The sequence below is a fragment of the Streptococcus marmotae genome (assembly GCF_001623565.1).
Taxonomy (GTDB): Bacteria; Bacillota; Bacilli; order Lactobacillales; family Streptococcaceae; genus Streptococcus; species Streptococcus marmotae.
Genome location: NZ_CP015196.1, coordinates 2,288,865 through 2,309,282 on the forward strand (window position 1 = coordinate 2,288,865; position 20,418 = coordinate 2,309,282).

Annotated in this window: 20 protein-coding genes and 2 pseudogenes; 2 read left to right on the plus strand and 20 right to left on the minus strand. The window is 43.0% G+C overall.

Translation table 11 applies throughout. The features are described from left to right. Positions 1 to 12 precede the first annotated feature (12 nt). The 6 genes and pseudogenes from A4H00_RS11185 to A4H00_RS11210 all read right to left on the minus strand — a co-directional run bounded on the left by A4H00_RS11185 (position 13) and on the right by A4H00_RS11210 (position 6,028). Positions 13 to 984: an ABC transporter substrate-binding protein gene (locus A4H00_RS11185; protein ID WP_067091240.1), complete on the minus strand. Its 972-nt coding sequence runs from the start codon at positions 982 to 984 to the stop codon at positions 13 to 15. Between the two features lie 582 nt (positions 985 to 1,566). Next, a complete protein-coding gene (locus A4H00_RS11190) occupies positions 1,567 to 1,905 on the minus strand; it encodes a YlbF/YmcA family competence regulator (protein ID WP_067091243.1) in 339 nt (112 codons plus the stop codon). A gap of 9 nt (positions 1,906 to 1,914) precedes the next feature. Then, on the minus strand, positions 1,915 to 3,018 hold the full coding sequence (locus A4H00_RS11195) for a prephenate dehydrogenase (RefSeq protein ID WP_067091247.1): 1,104 nt from the start codon (positions 3,016 to 3,018) through the stop codon (positions 1,915 to 1,917). A gap of 7 nt (positions 3,019 to 3,025) precedes the next feature. Beyond that, on the minus strand, positions 3,026 to 4,192 hold the full coding sequence (aroC, locus tag A4H00_RS11200; protein ID WP_067091251.1) for a chorismate synthase: 1,167 nt from the start codon (positions 4,190 to 4,192) through the stop codon (positions 3,026 to 3,028). Then, positions 4,193 to 4,868, minus strand: a pseudogene (gene aroD / locus A4H00_RS11205) (type I 3-dehydroquinate dehydratase). It abuts the gene before it with no gap. Next, on the minus strand, positions 4,865 to 6,028 hold the full coding sequence (locus A4H00_RS11210; protein WP_067091254.1) for a class I SAM-dependent rRNA methyltransferase: 1,164 nt from the start codon (positions 6,026 to 6,028) through the stop codon (positions 4,865 to 4,867). The pseudogene aroD and the gene A4H00_RS11210 overlap by 4 nt, the downstream one beginning before the upstream one ends. Before the next feature lie 104 nt (positions 6,029 to 6,132). On the opposite strand from A4H00_RS11210, the gene A4H00_RS11215 reads away from it, so the two are divergent. Further along, on the plus strand, positions 6,133 to 8,331 hold the full coding sequence (locus tag A4H00_RS11215; protein ID WP_067091258.1) for an LTA synthase family protein: 2,199 nt from the start codon (positions 6,133 to 6,135) through the stop codon (positions 8,329 to 8,331). Between the two features lie 191 nt (positions 8,332 to 8,522). Next, positions 8,523 to 9,831 (plus strand): annotated as a pseudogene (locus A4H00_RS11220) (transposase). A 138-nt stretch (positions 9,832 to 9,969) separates the two neighbouring features. On the opposite strand, the gene A4H00_RS11225 reads toward A4H00_RS11220, so the two are convergent. From A4H00_RS11225 to A4H00_RS12140, 14 genes are all read right to left on the minus strand, one after another. Beyond that, a complete protein-coding gene (locus A4H00_RS11225) occupies positions 9,970 to 12,960 on the minus strand; it encodes a MucBP domain-containing protein (RefSeq protein WP_067091265.1) in 2,991 nt (996 codons plus the stop codon). A gap of 32 nt (positions 12,961 to 12,992) precedes the next feature. Further along, the gene (locus tag A4H00_RS11230; RefSeq protein ID WP_067091270.1) at positions 12,993 to 13,775 is read right to left on the minus strand and encodes a MucBP domain-containing protein; all 783 of its coding nucleotides are present in this window, start codon (positions 13,773 to 13,775) and stop codon (positions 12,993 to 12,995) included. Next, the gene (locus A4H00_RS11235) at positions 13,735 to 15,459 is read right to left on the minus strand and encodes a MucBP domain-containing protein (RefSeq protein WP_067091275.1); all 1,725 of its coding nucleotides are present in this window, start codon (positions 15,457 to 15,459) and stop codon (positions 13,735 to 13,737) included. Before A4H00_RS11235 ends, A4H00_RS11230 begins: the two co-directional genes overlap by 41 nt. Continuing rightward, positions 15,362 to 15,643 carry a MucBP domain-containing protein gene (locus A4H00_RS12265; protein ID WP_237334233.1) on the minus strand — a complete coding sequence of 94 codons (282 nt, stop codon included), beginning with the start codon at positions 15,641 to 15,643 and terminating at the stop codon, positions 15,362 to 15,364. The genes A4H00_RS11235 and A4H00_RS12265 overlap by 98 nt, the downstream gene beginning before the upstream one ends. A 25-nt stretch (positions 15,644 to 15,668) precedes the next feature. Then, positions 15,669 to 15,914: a hypothetical protein gene (locus tag A4H00_RS11950; protein ID WP_157771010.1), complete on the minus strand. Its 246-nt coding sequence runs from the start codon at positions 15,912 to 15,914 to the stop codon at positions 15,669 to 15,671. Between the two features lie 141 nt (positions 15,915 to 16,055). Then, complete coding sequence (locus A4H00_RS11240; RefSeq protein ID WP_067091279.1) at positions 16,056 to 16,274, minus strand: hypothetical protein; 219 nt, start codon at positions 16,272 to 16,274, stop codon at positions 16,056 to 16,058. Further along, positions 16,271 to 16,438 (minus strand): hypothetical protein, encoded by a 168-nt coding sequence (locus A4H00_RS11955; RefSeq protein ID WP_157771011.1) that lies wholly within the window; start codon positions 16,436 to 16,438, stop codon positions 16,271 to 16,273. The genes A4H00_RS11240 and A4H00_RS11955 overlap by 4 nt, the downstream gene beginning before the upstream one ends. Positions 16,439 to 16,442: 4 nt before the next feature. Continuing rightward, positions 16,443 to 17,648: a hypothetical protein gene (locus A4H00_RS11245; protein WP_067091283.1), complete on the minus strand. Its 1,206-nt coding sequence runs from the start codon at positions 17,646 to 17,648 to the stop codon at positions 16,443 to 16,445. A 19-nt stretch (positions 17,649 to 17,667) separates the two neighbouring features. Beyond that, on the minus strand, positions 17,668 to 17,874 hold the full coding sequence (locus A4H00_RS11250) for a hypothetical protein (protein WP_067091287.1): 207 nt from the start codon (positions 17,872 to 17,874) through the stop codon (positions 17,668 to 17,670). 44 nt (positions 17,875 to 17,918) lie between these two features. Further along, positions 17,919 to 18,254, minus strand: coding sequence for a YSIRK-type signal peptide-containing protein (locus A4H00_RS11255; RefSeq protein ID WP_067091291.1), 336 nt, complete (start codon positions 18,252 to 18,254; stop codon positions 17,919 to 17,921). Positions 18,255 to 19,067: 813 nt separating this feature from the next. Continuing rightward, positions 19,068 to 19,115, minus strand: coding sequence for a putative holin-like toxin (locus A4H00_RS12460; protein WP_418080456.1), 48 nt, complete (start codon positions 19,113 to 19,115; stop codon positions 19,068 to 19,070). 298 nt (positions 19,116 to 19,413) lie between these two features. Continuing rightward, positions 19,414 to 19,467, minus strand: a complete 54-nt coding sequence (locus tag A4H00_RS12385; protein ID WP_335339466.1) for a hypothetical protein — start codon at positions 19,465 to 19,467, stop codon at positions 19,414 to 19,416. Between the two features lie 317 nt (positions 19,468 to 19,784). Beyond that, the gene (locus A4H00_RS12465) at positions 19,785 to 19,838 is read right to left on the minus strand and encodes a hypothetical protein (RefSeq protein ID WP_237334234.1); all 54 of its coding nucleotides are present in this window, start codon (positions 19,836 to 19,838) and stop codon (positions 19,785 to 19,787) included. A 323-nt stretch (positions 19,839 to 20,161) separates the two neighbouring features. Then, positions 20,162 to 20,284 carry a putative holin-like toxin gene (locus tag A4H00_RS12140; protein WP_237334202.1) on the minus strand — a complete coding sequence of 41 codons (123 nt, stop codon included), beginning with the start codon at positions 20,282 to 20,284 and terminating at the stop codon, positions 20,162 to 20,164. Positions 20,285 to 20,418 lie beyond the last annotated feature (134 nt).

The window sequence follows — 20,418 nt, forward strand, 5'->3', positions numbered from 1 at the left end:
ATCTCTCCACTACTACTTTCCTAATTCCTTAATCGTTTCTGGGTCAATTCCTACTGCTTTAGCCATTTCTTCATTAACAGCGACAGCAGCAGTTTCAGGTGTTTTGACCGCTAGATCAGCAGCCTTTTCCCCTTTTAAGATCTGTACAGCTAATTCACCAGCCTGTACACCAATGGCATGGTAGTCAACACCGTATGTAAAGAGGGTTGCTTCTAGCACAGCCTCGTCACTTCCCATAGCAGGTACTTTGGCTTTTAACAAGATATCTCCAATAGTAGAAGCCGTTGAAGCTACCGTGTTATCTGTCGGCAAGTAAATGGCTTCAACCTGACCAGCTAGTGATGTCACAGCCTGTTGCACATCATTAGTCGATGTCACTGTCTTAATCACTACTTTTTTGCCTTTTTCTTCTAATAATTTTTTCGCTTCTTTGGCTTGAACTTCTGAATTCACTTCACTTGAGTTATGGAAGATTCCAAAGGTCTTAGCATTTGGCACAACCTTGAGCAACATTTCAATTTGTCCAGCGACATCTGTCGCATCAATCGAGCCTGTCATGCTGCCTCCCGGAGCTTTTAGGGAATCAACCAAACCAGCTTCTACCGGATCAGTTACCGCTGTAAAGACTGATGGTGTCTCACTATCGGCACTCAAGAGGGCTTGAGCTGCTGGGGTTGCAATCGCAAAGTTGACATCGTTTTTCCCTGCTAGTTGCTCCACCATTGTTTGTAGGTTAGCTTGATCTCCTTGGGCATTTTGGTAATCAACCGTCAGATTCTTTCCTTCTGCATAACCAGCCTTATCAAGTGCTTCCAGAAAACCTTTACGAGCAGACGAAAGAGCTTCATGTTCTGCGTATTGGATAACGCCTACTTTGACATTGTCGCCGTCTGACGATGCTGATTTTTCTCCTGTACTACAAGCCGCAAGTGCTACTGTCGAAAGAAAAGCTACTGAACCAACTAAAAATCGTTTAAAACCCATAATAAATCTCCTTTTATGAATAAATAGAATGCTGTTCTACCGATTAGAGATAGAACATTGTTACCCTAGAAGTGAGTGACTGTCCTCATGCTATTTCTAGCTTCACCACGCCCATCAGGCGTCCCTGATACAATATGACAAAGCTACATCCCTAGTGAAAATAGTGGCCTTGGATACAAAAACAGGACCGTCTCAGATACATCTAAACGGTCCCTCAATTCAACTGTAAAAACGAAAACAGACTGATTGGACGTGCCAGCTAGATGTATCTCATCTATGTAGGCATCGTCAAAACTACCACAGCCACATAGATACAAACGTAACGTTCCCGTGTTTGCATCCATGTTTCCATGTCTACAAACACTATCTAAAATAGCTGTAGAAATATGTATGATTGCTTGCTGTTAACTGGCAATTCAGTACCATATCGTAGTTCTCCATTTCTCATTTCTCTTAGGCTATAAAAATAATAAAATATTTTAATTCATTTGTCAAGAATTTTTATACATAAATTGTCAGATTTTTTCAACTTTTTTGAACAATGTGACGATTTCAGTCAAAAAGCAGACAAAACCGCTTTTCTTACACTAATTCATTCAAGGGTTTGAAAATAATTTTTTCCAAATCGGCAATGTAGACTGAGAGCTGCTGTTGCTTGGTAAAATAATCTGTCAGTAAGCTATTCCCCTGAATTTTCTGATTAAAGTCTTGTAATGTTTGCTGCAAATCACTTCTTGGCATTTGTCCAGACTGTAGTTGCTGTTGCACTTCTCGTTGGAAAGCGACATACTTTTCTAGGATGTCCTTAGCTTCCTTGTTTTCTTCAACAGCAGCCTTGCTTGCTTCTGCTGCCTTATATTCTGGAAGCTGGCGAATGCTGCGTTCCAATTCATTTGCAATATCATAGATATTTTGTGCCATCATTGTCTCCTAATCTACGAACACTTGATAGCTGGTCTGCTCATGGATAATCTGCTCAGCCCGCTCCAAATCCTCTTTATTTTTAAATGTAATTTGTAAAATACCATGAATATCCGCCCGATTATCCTCGTTAATCCGGATATTCACAACCGAAATACCACGTAATTTTTCTAAGACCGTCAAAATGGCATCTTCTTGGTCAGGAATATTGATAAAGAGATCATAGAAACTATCCACTCCAGCCCGCTTATGGATTTCCATTTCCTTCCGAATCCGCCGCCCCTGGTCAAAAAAGTGCCAGATAGCCTCTTCATCCCCCGTTGCAATCATCTCTTCAACTGTCTTTAGGCGTTTGCCAAACTCTGCTAAACGCTCGATGATACTTTCTTTATTGGTCAAGAGAATACTCGTCCACATACCTGGTTCGCTCTCTGCAATCCGCGTCATATCTCGAAAACCACCCGCTGCAAACTGTTGGGTAAAGGGATGCTCCTCTTGATAATCCCCTGCTTGGTGCATCAAACTTGAAGCCAACACATGGGGGAAATGTGAAATTTGACTGGTCACACGGTCATGCTCTGCCGCATCGATTTCGACAAAGCGGGCATGCAAACCTGAGAGAATATCCTTCAAGCGTGGAATCGCATCTGCCTGTGTCAAAGCGCTCGGGGTCAAGATGTAGTAGGCATTTTCAAACAAGTTCACATCAGCTGCTATCGCTCCTGACTTATGACTTCCTGCCATGGGATGTCCCCCAATAAAATTAACCTGCCGGTCTGATAGATAGGTTTCCGCAGCCGCTACAATCGCTTCTTTCGTCGAACCTGCATCGGTTACCAAAACCGTTTCTTTTAGGGGCAGTTGGGCCAATTCCTTGATAAACTGAATGGTCTGTTGAATCGGAACGCAGAGGAAAATCACATCCGCCTCGCTAGCAAACTGACCAAAATCATCACTCGCCTCATCCACAATTCCCTGTTCTAAAGCAATCGTTCGTGACTGTTCACCACGGTTATAGCCCACAATTCGAGCATCAGGATGATCTCTACGAATGCCCAAGGCGAGCGAACTACCAATCAAGCCCAAACCTACAATATAAATCGTTTTTGTCATTGCTTTCTTAAAATTCTTTCACAAAGGTTCGGTGTTGCTCCACCGCTTCTTTCAATTCGTCCATATTATCAGATGAAAATTTCTCAAGGATTTCTGTTGCTAAAACAGTTGCCACAACTGCTTCCATCACCACACCTGCTGCCGGTAAAGCCGTTGGATCAGAGCGTTCGACTGTTGCCTTGTAGGGTTCATGCGTATCAATGTCAACTGACATCAAGGGTTTATATAGGGTTGGAATGGGTTTCATCACACCACGCACCACAATCGGTTGGCCGTTAGTCATTCCACCTTCAAAACCACCTAGGTTATTACTCGAGCGTGTATAGCCTGTCGCTTTAGACCAAGTAATCTCATCCATGACCTGACTGCCTTGCAGATAACCCGCTTGAAAACCAAGACCGAATTCGACTCCCTTAAAAGCATTGATGGAGACAACAGCTTGGGCAATTTTGGCATCCAACTTGCGATCCCATTGAACATAGGAACCAAGGCCTACTGGAACACCACCCACAATCGTCTCAACAATTCCTCCAATGGTATCGCCATCACGCTTGACCTGGTCAATGTACTGCTTGATTTCTTCTTCCCGTTCTGGATTGACAATTGAAACCTCTGATTGGCTGGCACGTGTCCGAATTTCTTCGACTGTCAGTCCTTCAGGGACATCAATCTCTTTTCCACCAAAGACAACGACATGGTTAGCAATATCGATAGCCAACTCTGCAAGCAAGCGTTTCGCCACCGCACCAACTGCAACTCTCATCGTTGTCTCACGTGCGCTCGAGCGCTCCAAGGAATTTCGTAAATCATCAAAGCGATACTTAATCCCGCCGACCAAATCCGCATGACCTGGGCGTGGGTGCTTAATCCTGCGCTTGCTCTTCAAACGGTCCTCAATATCTTCAACTGCCATAATGTCCAGCCACTTCTGGTGATCATTATTAATAACATGAAGCGTGATAGGCGCTCCTGTCGTCTTTCCATGCCGTACACCAGATGTAATCTCGACCTGATCTGTTTCAATCTGCATCCTAGCCCCACGGCCGTACCCACCTTGACGACGCTTCAAGTCTGCATTGATGTCTGCTGCTGTCAGAGACAACCTTGCTGGTACACCCTCGATAATCGCGGTCAAACGTGGTCCATGCGACTCACCTGCTGTTAAATAACGCATCTATTCCTCCAATACTGTCAATATTTTTTGCATATTTGCCAATGAAAGCTGGCCCGGAGCACTCGCTTCATCCAAGCTAGCAAAGGTCCAACAAGAACCCGTGATACTTCCAGCTATCCGTGACAACATCCCCAATTTCCCCATAGACATAGTAGCATAGGCTTGTTCTGCGTTAAGCGTTTTAAAGCCACGTGTATAGTTCATCACATCCAATACATCCTGCTCTGTGTGTGCCATAACGGCCATTTTAACAACAGCAGGAGATAGACTGGTCAATTCAGACATGATTTCCATATAGTTTTCAGGGGTCTCCACAAAATTATGATAGCTCAATACCAGATTTGGAAAGGCCAACATCTCCTCAAAGACTTCCTTATGAGAGTAATACTCAAAGTCAATATACTCAGGCTGATAAAGACTGGCAATTTCTTTTTAGTAATTGAATATACTCCGCATCAGAAAGCTCAATATGGCCACCCTCACGACTAGTTCTGAGCGTAAAAATCACTTCACGTCCAACAAATTTTTCAAAAACAGCTGGGGCTACTCTCAAAATCTCTTCCTTTGGAAGATAATCAGCCCGCCACTCAATCAAGTCTGCTGCTTCGAGTCTATTCACATCAATATTTTCGACATCCTCAATGCTGCGAGGCATAATTGGAACTACTATTTTCATTTTTCTACCTGTATCGTAAAGACCTTGAGGTAATTACTACTTTCATCATTTTTGTTTATCACAAAATCGCTCGGTAGGCGATAGGTTTGGAGATAGCGGTGCTTGCGCCCCATAAATCCCTTTTCAATTTCTTTTTTAAATTTTTCAAGCCCTACATTCGACGCATTAGTGGAAGCGATAATCTGTCCGTCAGGATTGAGAATTTCAAGCGATTGAGCAATCAGCTTATGGTAATCCTTAGCAACCGAGAAGGTCTGCTTTTTATTGCGTGCAAAACTAGGCGGATCAAGGACAATGACATCATAAGATAAGCCTTTTCGTTTGGCGTATTTAAAGTATTCAAAGACATCCATCACAATGAAACGATGACTCTCTAATAATAAGCCATTCGCCTGAAAATGGGCTTCTGATAATTCTCTCGAACGCTTGGCCAAGTCCACAGAGGTTGTCTCAGCTACACCACCCATGGCTGCTGCTACTGAAAAAGCTGCCGTATAAGAAAACAGATTCAAGAGACTCTTACCCGCTGCAAATCCATCAACTAGCAATCCTCTCACCTCATGCTGATCTAGGAAAATTCCTGTCATCAAACCATTATTCAAAAAGACTTGGTAGGCAACGCCGTTTTCAAAAATGGTAAACTCTTCAGGTGCTTCTTGACCATACAGATGGACTGATTCATAGTCCAAACCTTTGAAACGAATTTTTTCATAAGCCCCTAGCAGATCGGGAAAAACGACTCGAAACGCTGCTACAATCTCCTCTTTTATCGAGTAAATATAGTCATTATACCACGAAAAGACCGCATAATCATGATAGCGGTCAATTGTCATACCGCCAAAACCATCACCGTCTTGGTTAAACAAACGATAAGCAGTTGTCACCGTTGACTCTTCAAAAGACTGTCTCTTCTGTCTAGCTTCGACAAACAACCGTTTAAAAAATGCTCGATCCAACGGCTCCTTTTTCTTAGAAACCAGCCAGCCAATCCCCTTATTTTGGACAGAAAGATAGGCCGTCCCTAGAAAGTGCCCTTGCTGATTCACCAACTGAACCACGGTGTTCTTCATCTCAAGATGAGGAAAATCTTGCGCCTGTAGCACACAAATCCCCTGCTGTATTTTTCGCTCCACACTGGGGCTTACGGTTACTGTATTCATATGTTTATTATATCAAAATTTAGATTATATCTCAAAAAAACTCCTCACATTAAAGGATATTTTAAAAATATGGTATAATGAACTAAGATTTTATGAAATAGACTATGGGAAGAAAGGAAGCTCTTGTGAACAAAAATCGCTATCTCTTATCAAAAATCTTGCGTTCTAGAATTGGTTTTGTCCTCGTTCTCGTAACCATCTACTGGATAAAGACACTATGGGCTTACCTCATTGATTTCAATTTAGATACCAAAGGTTTTTACCAAAATTTCATTCTCTTTATCAACCCACTTCCAGTCGGGCTGCTCTTTATCGGACTAGCCCTCTATATCAAATCAACAAAATGGTTCTACCGAATCGCAGGATTTCTCTATTTCTTGCTGTTTTTATGGCTATTTTCAAATACCTTGTACTTTAGAGAGTTTTCAGACTATATCTCGATTTCAACCATGCTAGCTAGCTCCAGCGTCGCAGCTGGGCTCCTGCAAACAACGCTGAAATCCCTTCGCTTTTGGGACTTTACCTACTTTCTGGATTTCATCGCATTTGCCTATCTCTTAGCTAAAAAGAAGATTTCAGTTGACCCTAAGCCCTTTAACAAGCGAGCAAGTTTTGCGGTCACAGCCCTGTCAGTCATGCTCTTTTCAGTCAACCTCTTTCTCGCAGAAATTGACCGTCCTGAACTATTGACCCGTGGCTTTTCAAATACCTATATCGTACGGGCCCTCGGTCTGCCATCCTTTCTTGGCTACAATGCCTATCAGACCTACAATGCCCATAAAGACCGCTCAGAAGCAAGCCCAGAAGATTTAACCCCTGTCCAACAATACATCACAGAACACCATGCCAAACCAAACGAGGAATACTTTGGTATGGCAAAGGGGCGCAATGTCATCTATCTTCACCTAGAAAGTTTACAGCAATTTATCATTGACTACAAACTAAAGGTCGAAGACAAAGAGTATGAAGTGACCCCCTTTCTCAACTCTCTCTACCACTCCAATTCCACCTTTGCCTTTTCCAACTTCTTTAACCAAGTCAAAGCAGGAAAGACCTCTGATGCCGAAACGATGATTGAAACCTCTCTCTTTGGACTCAATCAAGGCTCCTTCATGGTTCAATACGGTGGCAGCAATACCCAACAAGCAGCACCTTATATCCTGTCCCAAGAAGCAGGTTACACATCGGCTGTCTTTCACGGAAATGCTGGTAGCTTCTGGAATCGGAACAATACCTACAAACAGTGGGGCTACAACTACTTCTTTGATAAGACCTATTTCACTGAAACCAATGCAGAAAATTCATTTGAATACGGTTTAAATGATAAGGTCATGTTCACCGATGCGATTCCCTACTTTGAACGCTTACAACAACCTTTTTATACAAAATTTATCACCGTTTCGAACCACTATCCCTACACCACCAGCCTCTCAGGTGATGAGACAGGATTTCCCCTTGCCGATACAAAAGATGAGACAATCAACGGCTACTTTGCTACCGCTAACTATCTAGATGCCTCTATCAAAGCCTTCTTTGACTACCTAAAGGCAACTGGGCTCTATGAAAAATCCATCATCGTTCTCTACGGAGACCATTATGGCATTTCCAATTCTCGTAACCCAAGTCTCGCCCCACTTCTTGGTAAAGACCCAGAAACTTGGTCAGACTACGACAATGCCATGCTCCAACGTGTCCCTTATATGATTGTCATTCCAGGAATGAATAAGGGACGCATCATTGATACCTTTGGTGGCGAAATCGACGCCCTCCCAACCCTCGAGCATCTCCTTGGTATCGACTCGACCAAATACCTTCAGGTCGGTCAAGATTTACTATCAAAGGAAAACAAGCAGATCGTTTCCCTACGAACGCCGGGGAACTTCATCACCCCTACCTATACCAATTATTCTGGTAAACTTTACTACACAGAAACCGGTGAAGAAATTACCAATCCCGATGAGAATACGCAAAACATCATTGAGACAATCAAAGAAGAAACCAATGCTCAGCTGCGAGCAAGTGACGCCATCCAGACAGGCGATCTTATCCGCTTTTTAAACAACGGACTACCTCCTGTCAATCCAAAGGACTATTCTTATCTCCATTCTCTTGATAAGGAAATAGAAATCGAAAACGAACTCGGCAGCAAATCAACAAGCCTCTACAGCCAGCGTGGCAATCAGTCCACTGTAGACCTTTTCCAAGCCAAAAGCTATCGCTTACTCCACGAGCAAACGACAGCTGCTACAACCGCTTCAACAGCGCCAAGTAGCTCTTCTAGCAGTACAGAAGAAGAGAAATAATTAAATCTCCCTATAAATAGTAGGGAGATTATTTTTGTATCCTGACCAGATCCGCTCATCAAAAAACGGCTCTATAATATCTGTAGTGGGTACGCCCGCCACAGAGATTATGGAGCCTTTTTCAGTGTAGAAAAAAAGTTCCATATGACCTATAATGAAAAGCGACAAAACTATCATTTAGAAAGACTCATATGGAACAACTAAATCTTATCACAAATTTTCTCAAAATGAAAGACAAAAATATCACTATCACTAATGAATGCGACATGGGAACACACTTAGAACTCCACGGTCACTTGGATTACACAGCCCCTAAATGCCCTTCCTGCAAGGGACAAATGGCTAAGTACGACTTCCAGAAAGCCTCTAAAATCCCCTACTTAGAAACTGCTGGCTACCCGCTACTTATCCGCCTTCGAAAGCGTCGTTTCAAGTGCAAAGACTGTGGGAAAATAGCGGTCGCTGAAACTCCTATTGTTAAGAAGAACCATCAAATCTCTGTCGCTGTCAACCAGAAAATCGCACAATTACTCATCGAAAAGCAAGCAATGACACATATCGCACACAGACTCTCCATTTCTACATCTACAGTTATTCGAAAACTCAATGAGTTTAAATTTGAAACGGATTGGGATAAGCTTCCAGAAGTCATGTCCTGGGATGAGTATGCCTTCAAGAAAGGGAAAATGAGCTTTATCGCTCAAGATTTTGACACAAATAACATCATCGCTATCCTTGATGGAAGAACGCAAGCAACCATCCGAAATCACTTTCTGAGATACCCTAGAAAGGTCAGAAACCGCGTTAAAATCATCACTATGGACATGTTTAGCCCTTACTATAAATTGGCTAAACCCTTCGCCCTCCAATTTCTAAGCTCAGGCTGAAACAGTCTATTCCCAGACTGTTTCACTCCCACATGCCAAAATCGTGCTGGATCGCTTCCACGTTGTGCAACATCTCAGCCGTGCTATGAACCGTGTCCGTACCCAAATCATGAATGCTTTTGACCGCAAATCGCATGAATACAAGACGCTCAAACGCTACTGGAAACTGGTACAACAAGATAGCCGTAAACTCAGTGACAAGCGGTTTTATCGCCCTACTTTTCGCATGCATTTGACCAATAAGGAAATCTTAGACAAGCTCCTATCCTACTCAGATGAGTTACGACAACATTATGAACTCTATCAACTTCTTTTATTCCATTTCCAAGAGAAAAACTCAGATCATTTCTTTGACCTAATTGAGCAAGAAATAGCCACTGTTAACCCTATTTTCCAGACGGTATTTAAGACGTTTCTAAAGGATAAGGACAAGGTTTTAAACGCCTTGGAATTGCCTTATTCCAACGCTAAATTGGAAGCTACCAATAATCTTATCAAAGTCATCAAGCGTAATGCCTTTGGATTTCGGAACTTTGAAAACTTCAAAAAGCGGATTTTGATTGCCATCAATATCAAAAAAGAGAAGACCAACTTGGTCCTCTCTAGATGTTAGCTGACATCTACCCACTACAGTTGACAAAGAGCCCAAAAAACAACCTACCCAGGGAGTTTCCTCCCTGGGTAGGTTGCGTCTCTTTTATTAGGTTTTGATAGAAATCATCCTATCCCTACTAGAGTCTCAGGAGTCGAATTATTCTTCGTCTTCTGATTTTTTCTTGCCAAGTCCGAGTAAAGCCGCAACTCCTAACGCAGCAGCGCCGTATGCAAATGCAGCATTTCCTACAGTATCACCTGTGTTTGGTAATTCTGCTTTCGCTGGTTCTGCTGGTTGAGCAGGAGTGCTTGGAGTAGCTGGTGTTGCTGGCTCAGCTGGTTTGCTTGGTTCTACCGGTTTACCTGGCTCAACTGGTTTCCCTGGAGTTGGTGGTACTGGAGTTGTTGGAGGTGTCACTGGTGGAACCGGTGTTGTTGGTGGCGTTACTGGTGGAACTGGTCTTACTGGAGGTACTGGTGTAGTTGGTTTCTTCTTGTACACGTAGGTAACTTTCTTATGACCATTTGTGTAGCGACCGCTTGGATCGTCACCTTCTACACGCACCAATTCATAGCCGTCAATCTCTTTTGGAGTTGTTGCATATGGATCGTTTGGTTTACCCTTGCTGTTTTCTTGTGGTGCTACTGGATTTCCGTCTTCATCCACGAAGTTGACTTCAAGAGTGCCTTCTTCAATTGGTTTAGCTGGCTCTTCAACTACTTCGTAGACGTAAGTTACGATAAGAGTTGTGTTGGCAACAAGCTTGCCAGTTGCACCCTCAGATGACAACAAGTGACCATTTTCATCGACAGCACCTACAGGATAAGTACCAACTGGTACACGTTTGTAAGTCTTGCCATCGTAGCCTTTGATGAACAATGGACGATGAGCATCCGTGTTGGTGTTGTACTCAGTTCCTTCTGGTTGGTTGTACTGAACAACGTTGTTGTCTGCGATCACACGACCATCTTTGTCCTTGTACTCAACGATGACAGATCCTTTTTCAACAACTGGTGTAGATTTCAAGCGGTAGATGTAGGTAACAGTTGTAATACCTCTGACAACATTGCCATCTTCCACATCGCCATCTTTCACTTTGACCAATTCGTAGACTTTACCGTCTTTGCCTGGGATTTCCTTAGGAATTTCCTTTTCACCTTCGTTCGTGTGGTACTCAGTTCCAATTGGTGATTTTGGTGTATCAACGGTTGGATCTTGGATTTCTTCACCAGCTTCGTTGACATAGTGAACAACGACTGAACCTGCTGGTACGTAAGGTACTGGCGTATTTTCCTTAGGATCTTTTGGATTTTTGAGCGTTGGTGGCTCATAGCCTTTCGTTGGGTCATTTGGATCTTTTGGTTTCAATGGTTTGCTTGGATCTTTCGGATCTACTGGGACAAATCCATCGATGTCTGGCAATGGTGGGTTATTGCTTGGATCCTCTGGCGTACCATCATAATCCACTGGTGGGATTGGAACACCTGTATTTGGATTCACTGGAGGAGTTAGTGGATCTTTTGGATCTGTTGGTTTAGATGGATCTACTGGGATGTACGGGATGTACTTACCTGGTTTTTCCGTTGGTGTTTCACGTTTCTTGTACTCGTATTGGATGACTTGTGGATCTTCCGTTACTTTACCATTTTGTGGTGCAGAACCGCCTCGAAGTTTTGGAGTACCGTCTGCGTTTCTCACCAAGTCATAGAAGTTACCTGCGTTGTCTTGCAACTCTTCTGGTGCTTGGTCAACGTAGTCAGTATCAATTGGAGTACCGTCTTCTTTAACAACTGTATCTTTTGGATCTTTTGGATCTCTGTAAAGACGAGTGCTTGAACCTTCTACGAAGTATTGAGCTGTTACTTTTCCACCTGATTTAGCTAGCTGATTTTCTTGCTCAGGTTTTTGCTCTTCTTTCAACTTGTAGACATAGGTGATTTCTTTTTTCACGCCAGCTGCAACTTTACCTTTTGCAAGGTCTGAGTATGCAACCAAACGTCCGTCTGCATCTACTTCACCAGCGTCGTACTTGCCAGCAGGGACACGCTCGTACACTTTTCCATCTGGAGTTCTAAGCGTGCGTTTACGGATGGTTTCAACTGTTGTATCGTAGTCTACACCTGGCTTAGCATTCTCAAGAACTATTACATCCTCCGTATTGCCCTCAATCTTATCACCTAGTTCATCCACATAGTTAACAATAACAGAACCAGCTTTTTCATAAACATAGGTTACTGTACTTGTACCTTTCTTAACTTTTGCTTCTTCTCCATTTTCTGGGTCTGAACCTTCTTTTACTTCTTTCAAGTAGTAGACAACATCTTCTTCTGGTGAATTTGGATCGTTTGGATCTTTCGGTTCCTTAGTTGTAATCTTCGGATCTTTATGATCTGTTGTGTCGTATGGAGTATCTACTGGTGATTTAGGAGTGTCCTCAACTGGTTTCTTGATTTCATTTCCTTCTTCATCTTCATACTTCACGACAACGTTTCCAGCTGGTACGTAAGGAATTGGAGTATTTTCCTTCGGATTCTCTGGTGTTGGTGGGATATATTTGCCATTTGGATCTTTTGGTAATGGGTTATTTGGATCGTTTGGATCTACTGGGACAAAGCCATCGATATCTGGCAAACGTGGATCATCACTTGGCTCCTCTGGTGTATCATCGTAATCCACTGGTGGAATTGGATTGCCATTTGGATCTAGAGGAGGATTGTTCTCTGGATCGTTTGGATACTTAGGATCGTTTGGATTTGATGGATCACCAGGATTTTCTGGGATGTAAGGAATGTATTTACCAGGTTTATCCGTTGGCGTTTCACGTTTCTTGTACTCGTATTTAATAACTTGTGGATTTTCAGTTACGTTACCTTCTTGAGGTGCTGAACCGCCTCGAAGTTTTGGAGTTTTGTCTGCGTTTCTCACCAAATCATAGAAGTTACCTGCGTTGTCTTGCAACTCTTCTGGTGCTTGGTCAACGTAGTCAGTATCGATTGGAGTACCGTCTTCTTTAACGACTGTATCTTTTGGATCGTTTGGATTTCTGTACAGACGAGTGCTTGAGCCTTCTACGAAGTATTGAGCTGTTACTTTTCCACCTGGTTTAGCTTGATTTTCTTCTTGCTCAGGTTTTTGCTCTTCTTTCAACTTGTAGACATAAACAACGTGAGTGGTTCCTTCTACGACATCACCTTGGTCTTTTCCTGAGAAGAAAACTCTTTTGTGATATTTTCTTTTACAACTGTCTCATCACCAACTTTTGGTGTTTGTGAAACTTCTTTAAACTCATATGTCTTACCTTTAAATAGGATAGATTCTGGTTTTTCAAGATCTGTTTCACCTGTGTTATATCTAGTTCCTGGGTCTACATTTGTTAGGTCAGAACGCTCTGATTGGATTTCTTCACCAGCTTCATTGACATAGTGAACGACTACTGAACCCTTAGGTGCTGGAGCTTCTGGTTGTTTCTCTTTGTAAACGTAGATAACGTGGGTTGTTCCTTCTTTAACAGTTCCTTCTGTTTCATCGCTGAACTTGTTGGTGTCATCTACTGTTACAACGTCTTTATCTCCAACTTTTGCTGTTTTTGATACTTCTTTGAACTCATAGGTCTTGCCATCTTTAGCGATTGAGCCTGGTTGTTCACGGTCGCCTTCAGCTGTGTTGAAGCCTGTACCTGTTGGTTGATCTGTTGTATCTTTGAATGGATCTTGGATTTCTTCACCAGCTTCGTTGACATAGTGGACAACTACTGAACCCTTAGGCGCTGGAGCTTCTGGTTGTTTCTCTTTGTAGACGTAGATAACGTGGGTCGTTCCTTCTTCAACAGTTCCTTCTGTTTCATCGCTGAACTTGTTGGTGTCATCTACTGTTACAACGTCTTTATCTCCAACTTTTGCTGTTTTTGATACTTCTTTGAACTCATAGGTCTTGCCATTTAGCGATTGTGCCTGGTTGTTCACGGTCGCCTTCAGCTGTGTTGAAGCCTGTACCTGTTGGTTGATCTGTTGTATCTTTGAATGGATCTTGGATTTCTTCACCAGCTTCGTTGACATAGTGGACAACTACTGAACCCTTAGGCGCTGGAGCTTCTGGTTGTTTCTCTTTGTAGACGTAGATAACGTGGGTCGTTCCTTCTTTAACAGTTCCTTCTGTTTCATCGCTGAACTTGTTGGTGTCATCTACTGTTACAACGTCTTTATCTCCAACTTTTGCTGTTTTTGATACTTCTTTGAACTCATAGGTCTTGCCATCTTTAGCGATTGAGCCTGGTTGTTCACGGTCGCCTTCAGCTGTGTTGAAGCCTGTACCTGTTGGTTGATCTGTTGTATCTTTGAATGGATCTTGGATTTCTTCACCAGCTTCGTTGACATAGTGGACAACTACTGAACCCTTAGGCGCTGGAGCTTCTGGTTGTTTCTCTTTGTAGACGTAGATAACGTGGGTCGTTCCTTCTTTAACAGTTCCTTCTGTTTCATCGCTGAACTTGTTGGTGTCATCTACTGTTACAACGTCTTTATCTCCAACTTTTGCTGTTTTTGATACTTCTTTGAACTCATAGGTCTTGCCATCTTTAGCGATTGAGCCTGGTTGTTCACGGTCGCCTTCAGCTGTGTTGAAGCCTGTACCTGTTGGTTGATCTGTTGTATCTTTGAATGGATCTTGGATTTCTTCACCAGCTTCGTTGACATAGTGGACAACTACTGAACCCTTAGGCGCTGGAGCTTCTGGTTGTTTCTCTTTGTAGACGTAGATAACGTGGGTCGTTCCTTCTTCAACAGTTCCTTCTGTTTCATCGCTGAACTTGTTGGTGTCATCTACTGTTACAACGTCTTTATCTCCAACTTTTGCTGTTTTTGATACTTCTTTGAACTCATAGGTCTTGCCATCTTTAGCGATTGTGCCTGGTTGTTCACGGTCGCCTTCAGCTGTGTTGAAGCCTGTACCTGTTGGTTGATCTGTTGTATCTTTGAATGGATCTTGGATTTCTTCACCAGCTTCGTTGACATAGTGGACAACTACTGAACCCTTAGGCGCTGGAGCTTCTGGTTGTTTCTCTTTGTAGACGTAGATAACGTGGGTCGTTCCTTCTTTAACAGTTCCTTCTGTTTCATCGCTGAACTTGTTGGTGTCATCTACTGTTACAACGTCTTTATCTCCAACTTTTGCTGTTTTTGATACTTCTTTGAACTCATAGGTCTTGCCATCTTTAGCGATTGAGCCTGGTTGTTCACGGTCGCCTTCAGCTGTGTTGAAGCCTGTACCTGTTGGTTGATCTGTTGTATCTTTGAATGGATCTTGGATTTCTTCACCAGCTTCGTTGACATAGTGGACAACTACTGAACCCTTAGGCGCTGGAGCTTCTGGTTGTTTCTCTTTGTAGACGTAGATAACGTGGGTCGTTCCTTCTTTAACAGTTCCTTCTGTTTCATCGCTGAACTTGTTGGTGTCATCTACTGTTACAACGTCTTTATCTCCAACTTTTGCTGTTTTTGATACTTCTTTGAACTCATAGGTCTTGCCATCTTTAGCGATTGAGCCTGGTTGTTCACGGTCGCCCTTCAGCTGTGTTGAAGCCTGTACCTGTTGGTTGATCTGTTGTATCTTTGAATGGATCTTGGATTTCTTCACCAGCTTCGTTGACATAGTGAACGACTACTGAACCTTTAACTTCTTTGTAGATATAGGTTACTGTTTGAAGCTCTTCTTTCACTTCACCGCTTACTGGTGCGCTTGATGTCAAGTGACCTTTTTCATCTACCTTACCGACTCTGTAATCATCACCTGCAGGTACACGGCGGTAAGTTTTGCCGCTATATGCTGACGTGATTGTTTCTGGTCTAAGTTCAGGCGTTTCAGTGTTGTACTCGTCTCCTACTAGCTCTTTGTGTTGCTACAGGTTTACCGCTAATGATCTTGTCAGCTTCTTTAAATGGAATTAGATTTCCGTCAGTATCTCTGTATTCTACGACAACATCGCCTTTGACAAGTTCATACACGTAAGTGACATGGTGCTCGCCTTGTGGCACAGCTCCTGTCGGTTCGACACCAGTTGGGTCAGAAAGAGAGACAGTCGCATTGTCTTCGATGTCTGATACCAAGTTGCTAGCTGCACCGACTACACCGACGTCATAGGTGTCAGCTTTTGCGAGTTTATAGAGCCTTTTCTTATTGCTATCCTTCTCAGTACCTTCAATTGTAGGGCTTCAAGGTAGCTGATGTCGCATAGTTCAACCCTACTGTTACACCCTCTTCCACTGTTCGTACAACTGGGGTAGAGCATCCTTATAGTCTGCTTCAGCTTGCTCTTTGAGGACATTGCCTTTGGTATCTACATAGTGTACGAAGACTTTACCTTTGCCAAGTTGGTCTGGATTATCTGCTGTTACTGGTACACCACGGGCAGCAGATGAGAAGTCATACTGACTTGCTGTTCCTGTGAAGATACCTCTCTGATTCAAATAGTTAGAACTTGCACCGGTATCTGTCCCTGTCGCTTTATCGACAAAGTCAAATGTTGCAATCCCAGTGTCCCAGCTTCTTTCTCAGCATCTGTAAGAGCATGCGTATAGGTTTCTTCCGAGTCAAAGTTCACAACGATACGAGAAGATTTACCAAGCTTCACATCTTCATCGAGGTTCAAGGCACCTAGGGTAAGGTAGCCAGGCTCTGAGTAATCCGTAGAAATTCAAGGTCATGGAGCGACCATCTGCTGAGATACTTTCAATGACATAGTACATGCCCTCTGGTGTTACATAGAGTTTCCCATCTTTTGAGTTGGCTTGACGTTCACCATTTTTAGAAAATGGTGCCCACTTAACTGGGAGTCGTTCACCGACACGCATCTTATCAGCTGGGAAGGTGAAGGCACCAGGCTGACCTTTAGGAAATTTAGAGCTTATAGTGAGCTTAAATCCTTTAGGAGCACCATAAAGCTGACCACTAAGCGTTCCAAAACCTTCTGCTGTCAAGTCTTTGAAGAAGCCGATTTCTGAAAGTGCTTCAGGTGTCGCATTGGCACCTTTTGGACGGTAGTCCCATGTCGTGAAGTCAAATGAACGGTAGGTATTTTTATTCGTTTTGTTTACATCTGGATCTTCATTGTAGTTCCCTTTGTGTCGTACACTTTCGTTAAAAGCAGGAATCGTATACGGTGTTTCATATTTTTGACTGTCGTTAACATTGATTTTGAAGGTTGATTGACGGTTTTCCGTCGCAAAGATGGTCTCTTTTGAGATACTGTAGTCCATTTTCGCTTCAATGTTCTTCAAGCCTTCTACGTTGTGAAGGTCACCTTGTATTTCCGTTGAAGTGAGCAAGTCATCGCTGTTCAAGTCATAACGAGATGGGTCACCGATATCTGTTGCTTTTATGATATCTGTTTCATAGCCAGACTTTTCAATATTGGCAATGACGTATTTCTTTCCATCAATTTCTGTATAGTATTTTGATGGAAACTCAATCGCTACGTTTTCTGTCTCAACGAAGAAATAATCACCCTCGTGCAACTTTTGATCGCCAAACTTGAAGCTAACTGTCGAACGGTTGTAGGCTGTTGGTGGAGTACCTATTGCGCTTACGCTTGGAATTACTTCAACTTCTGGATTGACCATTTTCCCTACGTAGGTTGATCCTGCATCAGCTGCACGCTCTAGGCTATTTCCGACACGCTCTACGTTGTAGGTGTAGAAGTTGTCGTTGCTGTTTAGGGCTTTCAACTTTTCTGGTGGTAAGAGCGAGATGATCTCACCTGGTAATTGAAGGGCTTTGAAGTCTTCCAAGGTCAAGGCTTGGATTTGCTCAGGTGTCAAGTCTTGGAAAGCCTCAACGGTCAACTTGCTCGCTGTTGGTGCTTCAGCTTTTTCTGCTGTCGCTGCAAGGGCTGGCTGTGCAGGTGTTTTCTTCTGCAGGTGTTTCTGCTACTGGTTGCTCAGCTGGTGCTTCTGAAGCCACTGGTGTCGCTTCTGCTACACGAACTTCGATAACGTCTGCGCTAGCAAGACGCGCTACCACTGCACCATTTTCGAGCACAGTGACAGAGCCATCTGTCGCCACTTCCACTTTTAAAGGCTTCTGTCAAGGCATTGTCTGAACGAACTGCTGCACTACCTGCTTTTTTCTGCATCACTCAAGTTCGCTGCATCAAGCACCTTCACCTTAGTGTGTACGGCAAATGTGCGCTCTACTACTTTAGGCGCTTCCGCTACAGCTGGTGCTTCTGAAGCCACTGGTTGTGCCTCAACGACTGGCTCCGTTACTGGGCTAGTCGTTTCTGCTGACGGTTCACCACCTTGCTCTGCTGACGGAGCAACTACCTCACTAGGCGTTACCTCCGCTGCTACTTGGTCCACGCCCGCTACGAATACCGTCCCCAAAAGGACCGAACACGTACCAATCGTAAACTTACGAATTGAAAATCGTTGCTTTCTCTTGAAAAACATCTCATTCCCTCCATTTTTTATTAAAAATATTTCTGTCTGTTCAACAGATACGTACACCTGTTTTAGACAGAAATGTACTAATTACAGTATAGCACCCCCCCCCCGTAATTGGCAAGCATTTTGAATAAAATAGAATTCTCACCTTTTAAACGTGCTTCTACAGGCTGAAAACCGCATCTTTTCAGCACTCTGAGCCAGTTCCCCAAAGGATACAAATACTTATCTTTTTCTTGAAAATTCCCTAATATATTTCATATCCTTTTTCATTGCAACTGGGTACAAACTTACCATGCAAAACTCCCAGATGACCAGGTTCTTTATGATAGCAGTCCATTTCTATTCACCTCGTGAGAACGCTTTGGAAAAAAGTGGATGCAAACGGAAAGGCGTTTGCACTTTTTCTTCACGCTCCGACACGAAAACCAGTAGCAACCCCTTGACACTTCCTAAAAATGACGGTACAATAAAAGCAGAAAAGGGAACTGCGCGAACAGTCCCCTTGATAACACCGTTTAAGACGGATAGCCGTTGCCGTATTTGGTTTTTATTTTATAAACCGTCCACGACTGGCTAAAGTAGGGACGGTTTTTTATTTCTTCTTGCTGTTCATAATAGAAATAAACCTTGACTTTTCCTAAAACCACGGTACAATAAAAGCAGAAAAAAGGAACTGCGCGAACAGTCCCCTTGGTAACACCGTTTAAGACGGATAGCTGTTGCCAATTCTTACTTTTTTATTCTAAAAAAATCGTCCTTGGTCGCTACAAGTTAGGACGATTTTTTATTTGTTCTTGCTATTTATAATAGCCACTATCAGACCACGAAGGCAATCATCAAGCTGAGCGCTTCATAAACGGACAAGATCCGCCGCTCCTTTCTCTTGGATTTTGTGACTTACATACATAAGCACCACCTCCAAACTAGGCAACGACTACCGTCTCAACTTTGTTACAATATCCATTATAGCACATGTAACTTCATTTTTAAAGTGGTTTTCAACGTCCACTTGACTTTTCCCTAAAATCACGGTAAAATAAAAGCAGAAAAAGGGAACTGCGCTAACAGTCCCCTTGGTAACACCGTTTAAGACGGTAGCCGTTGCCATTTTTGATTTATTTTTATAAACCGTCCACGACTGGCTAAAGTAGGGACGGTTTTTTTATTTGTTCTTGCTATTTATAATAGCCACTATCAGACCACCGAAGGCAATCATCAGCTGAGCGCTTCATAAACGGACAAGATCCGCCGCTCCTTTCTCTTGGATTTTGTGACTTACATACATAAGCACCACCTCCAGACTAGGCAACGGCTACCGTCTCAACTTTGTTACGATATCCATTATAGCACATGTAACTTCATTTTTAAAGTGGTTTTCAACGTTCGCTTGACTTTTCCCTAAAATCGCGGTATAATAAAAGCAGAAAAGGGAACTGCGTCAACAGTCCCCTTGGTAACACCGTTTAAGACGGATAGCCGTTGCCGTATTTACTTAATGCAAACCGTCCACAAGGCTAAAGTAGGGACGGTTTCTTATTTGTTCTTGCTGTTCATTATGGCTACTATCAGACCGCCAAAGGCAATCATCAAGCTGAGCGCTTCATAAACGGACAAGATCCGCCGCTCCTTTCTCTTGGATTTCGTGACTTACATACATAAGCACCACCTCCAGACTAGGCAACGGCAACCGTCTCAACTTTGTTACGATATCCATTATAGCACAAGTGACTTCATTTTTAAAGTGGTTTTCAACGTTCACTTGACTTTTCCCTAAAATCGCGGTATAATAAAAGCAGAAAAGGGAACTGCTCTAACAGTCCCCTTGGTAACACCGTTTAAGACGGATAGCCGTTGCCAATTTTTATTACACTGTAATCGTCCTTGGCTCTGCTACAAGTTAGGACGATTTTTTATTTGTTCTTGCTGTTCATTATGGCTACTATCAGACCACCGAAGGCAATCATCAAGCTGAGTACTTCATAAACGACAAGATCCGCCGCTCCTTTCTCTTGGATTTCGTGACTTACATACATAAGCACCACCTCCAGACTAGGCAACGGCAACCGTCTCAACTTTGTTACGATATCCATTATAGCACAAGTGACTTCATTTTTTAAAGTGGTTTTCAACGTTCACTTGACTTTCCCTAAAATCGCGGTATAATAAA